Source organism: bacterium (assembly GCA_023145965.1).
Classification (GTDB): domain Bacteria; phylum UBP14; class UBA6098; order UBA6098; family UBA6098; genus UBA6098.
In genome coordinates this window covers 1-3,259 of sequence record JAGLDC010000100.1, presented here as the reverse complement: position 1 = coordinate 3,259, position 3,259 = coordinate 1, and the positions used below count along the sequence as shown (strand labels likewise).

Annotated in this window: 4 protein-coding genes; all 4 read left to right on the top strand. The window is 43.8% G+C overall.

All coding sequences use genetic code 11. The features are described 5' to 3' along the window. Window positions 1-196 precede the first annotated feature (196 nt). Window positions 197-1,099, top strand: coding sequence for a response regulator (locus KAH81_09045; GenBank protein ID MCK5833800.1), 903 nt, complete (start codon window positions 197-199; stop codon window positions 1,097-1,099). A gap of 246 nt (window positions 1,100-1,345) precedes the next feature. Then, window positions 1,346-1,897 (top strand): hypothetical protein, encoded by a 552-nt coding sequence (locus tag KAH81_09040; GenBank protein ID MCK5833799.1) that lies wholly within the window; start codon window positions 1,346-1,348, stop codon window positions 1,895-1,897. A gap of 78 nt (window positions 1,898-1,975) precedes the next feature. After that, entirely contained in the window at window positions 1,976-2,671 is a 696-nt protein-coding gene (locus KAH81_09035) for a hypothetical protein (GenBank protein ID MCK5833798.1), read from the top strand. A 39-nt stretch (window positions 2,672-2,710) separates the two neighbouring features. Continuing rightward, window positions 2,711-3,259: hypothetical protein (locus KAH81_09030; protein ID MCK5833797.1), on the top strand; the 549-nt coding region annotated here is incomplete at its 3' end.

The window sequence follows — 3,259 nt, the reverse complement described above, 5'->3', positions numbered from 1 at the left end:
CAACGCTAATATATCTAACAAATAATCTGTTTTCGTTTTTGTATAGAGGTTTGTTGTTTTTCGTTTGTAGTGGCGGTTCGAAAACCACCCACAGAATGCACATATATTATAAATTGTAGAGATAAAGTGAATAAAATATTAATTATTCTACTTGACAGACGTTCGCTTTGTATATATTTTAGGGTGGAGGTATGAAATGAGTGCTCAAGTCAATATTAGCAATGCTGTGGATACAGTCGAAATGACGAAATGGAATGTGCTTGTCATTGAGGATGACAAACCACTTAATTCGCTAATTCAAAAAAAACTTAACCGAGCCGGTTTCAAAACATCCGGCGCCTATAATGGAAAAGAAGCATTCGAATTCATGTCCGAATATCCCGATACACTCAACTTACTCGACTACAGACTCCCCGACATCGACGGCAAGGAATTCGTTGTTGAGATGCATAAACACAACCTCGATACGCCGTTTATCGTGCTTACTGGACAGGACGATGTCAAGATAGCGATCGAGATGATGAAACTCGGTGCGAGGGATTACCTCATTAAAGACGCGAATATCCTCGATTATCTACCCGAAATCACTAAAAAGGCGATAAAAGATATCCTACTCGAACAGGACCTCATAAAAGCCGAGTGGGCTTTACGCAAAAGCGAAAAAACACTTAAAAAGCAGAATATCCACCTCGATCAGAAAAATGCTGCATTCAGGGAAATGCTTAGCCAATTGAGTGTCGAAAAAGTAAAAATCGAACAACAAATGGTCGCAAATATTGAATGCATGCTTCTTCCACTACTTGAAAGGTTGAAATCTTTCGGGCAACCGGAGGATGATGTCTATATCGATCTGATCGAGAAGTCGATAGAGGAGATCACATCGTCTTTCGGGGTTGGCCTTTTGAGGAAAGCAAATTCTCTCTCCTCGAGAGAGGTCGAAATCTGCAATATGATAAAAAACGGACTCTCTACAAAAGAGATAGCGTTAGCGCTTATCATCTCGCCAAGAACCGTCGAATTCCATCGAGATAATATTCGCAAAAAGCTGAATATCAAGAGCAAATCCGTATGCCTGCTCTCCTATCTCAAATCTCTCTAATAACTTAAGCTGAAAAATACTGGTTTAATCCCCGTATTTCATCCGCATTCTTCAAGTATTGTAATGTTTGATAATTTATTTAATCTTTGAATCGAAGAAAATTTGATAACATTGATTTTTGAAAATTCAAAGAAAAGGAGTAAGGAATGTAAAAATGTGGAATCAGAACCAAAAACGTATTTGAATCAAGAAAACAAATGTAATCCAAAAAAATTGGATACAAACCAAAGAACAAGGAGAATCAAGATGAAAAGACTAATCACAATCGCAATCGTTGCTTTCGCGTTCGCCGGAATCGGGTTCGCGGCAGAAGATACGGCAGACGACACGACACACATCACTATCGCCGAAGTAGCGATGATCGACAACAGCGGTGCGCTCGGGGACTTCTCGTTCACAGCACCTACCGCAGAAGGTGATACACTAGACCATACCGGCCCGGACGCAAACTCGTATCTCCAATACACTTCAACCGTCGTGGAGGGCAATGCCCGCACTATCTCCGCCGAGCTGGATACCATGCTCCAGGGATTAAAAATGACGATTGCTGCAGGCGCGCCCGGTGGAACCGGAACTTGCGGAACCCAAACGAGCACGACATTTACCGTCGATGATAACGATGCGGCGGATATCGTTACGGCCATTGGCAGTGGCCAGACCGGAACCGGAGCGACCGATGGCCCTAACCTCACTATCTCGGTGTTCCTCGATGCGGAACATCCTGAAGAGTTATTTGTTGCGGCCGAAACGGAGATTCTCATTACTTACACGCTGACGGAAGACGCGGTAATAGAATAGTAGCTCCAGCCAGCATACCGAATTAATAGGGGGGAGTTTATTCTCCTCCCTATTGATCAAACATCGAGGAATAAAACAATGTGCAAATTAAGATCGTTGTTTCTTTTTATATCTCTCCTTTTACTTATATCTCCGGTTCAGATATATTCTGCGATAGGCATTACCCTAACCGGTGGCGATTGGTCGAAATCCCTCTCCGAAACTGATATAGTAGGTGGACCCGGTGGGGATTTTCCGAACATCCACGAAAGCGTATTGGACATAGTGACTATCGATGTTTCCGGAACAATCGGCGATACGGACGAATGGGCTGTCGAAGCGAAAATCGCGGGTTCCGGTTATCCAGAAGAACTACACCTTTATATAATGAGGACATCCGACGGTGGCGGTTCGGGGAGCATTTCGGGTGGCGGCGCGTATATCGAGTTAACCGCTGAGTTCGGGGAGATATTCACCGGTAGCGGCGATAGAAACGACATCAATATTCGTGAGAAAATATCGGGAGTCTCCGCAACAATAAACGTTGCTCCTCACGATATCCCTCTGCAATACCGCATTGTCGATACGCAGGAAAGCAAAAGTAGACATCCCGAAGAATCTGGGAACATTTTTGATAGCAGAACTATTTTTGACAGGGATGTTAATCGACGTAAAGATTGCATCATTATGGAAAAATCAATCGATAAAATCCCGGTGGACGTCGAGTCTTCACAGAAACCGGGAGCCATAAAATCCTTATCTAAAACAAAAAAAGAACGCGAACGCAAATTCTGATATAATATCATTCCATTATTTTTAATACAGGGGGAAACGATGAAGAACAACAAACGAAACCACATTATAATCTTACTTCTGCTGATAATATCTTTCAGCGTCGAGGCCGGTGTTAACGTTATTGGTGGTTTATCGAAGCTAATAAACGCTGAACCGGGCGGCACCTATCGAGGGACTATCGTCATCAGCAATCCCGGTGCGGAACCACAGCAGGTCAAGGTCTATCAAACGGACCGGGAATACAATTTCAAAGGAAGGACACACTACGGGTCGCCCGGAGAAAATCCACGTTCGAACGCCGAATGGATAACCTTCAATGCAGATATTTTCACAATTCCGGCAAAAGACCGATTCAAACTGGAATACGAGGTGCGTATCCCGAATAATACAAGCCTGATGGGGACATATTGGAGCATGGTGATGATAGAGGGTATCGAAGAACCCGACGATAGTGAAACCTCGGAGGGGACTATAATGGTCAGGTCTGTTTCCCGCACCGGAATACAGATAACGACGAATATCGGAGATACCGGATCGCGCGAAATAGAGTTCCTCCGTTCAGAGATTATCAATGAAAACGGGTCGAGA

Coding starts and splice junctions, on each gene's coding strand:
- KAH81_09045 (MCK5833800.1), top strand. CDS start 197: ATGAGTGCTCAAGTCAATATTAGCAATGCTGTGGATACAGTCGAAATG.
- KAH81_09040 (MCK5833799.1), top strand. CDS start 1,346: ATGAAAAGACTAATCACAATCGCAATCGTTGCTTTCGCGTTCGCCGGA.
- KAH81_09035 (MCK5833798.1), top strand. CDS start 1,976: ATGTGCAAATTAAGATCGTTGTTTCTTTTTATATCTCTCCTTTTACTT.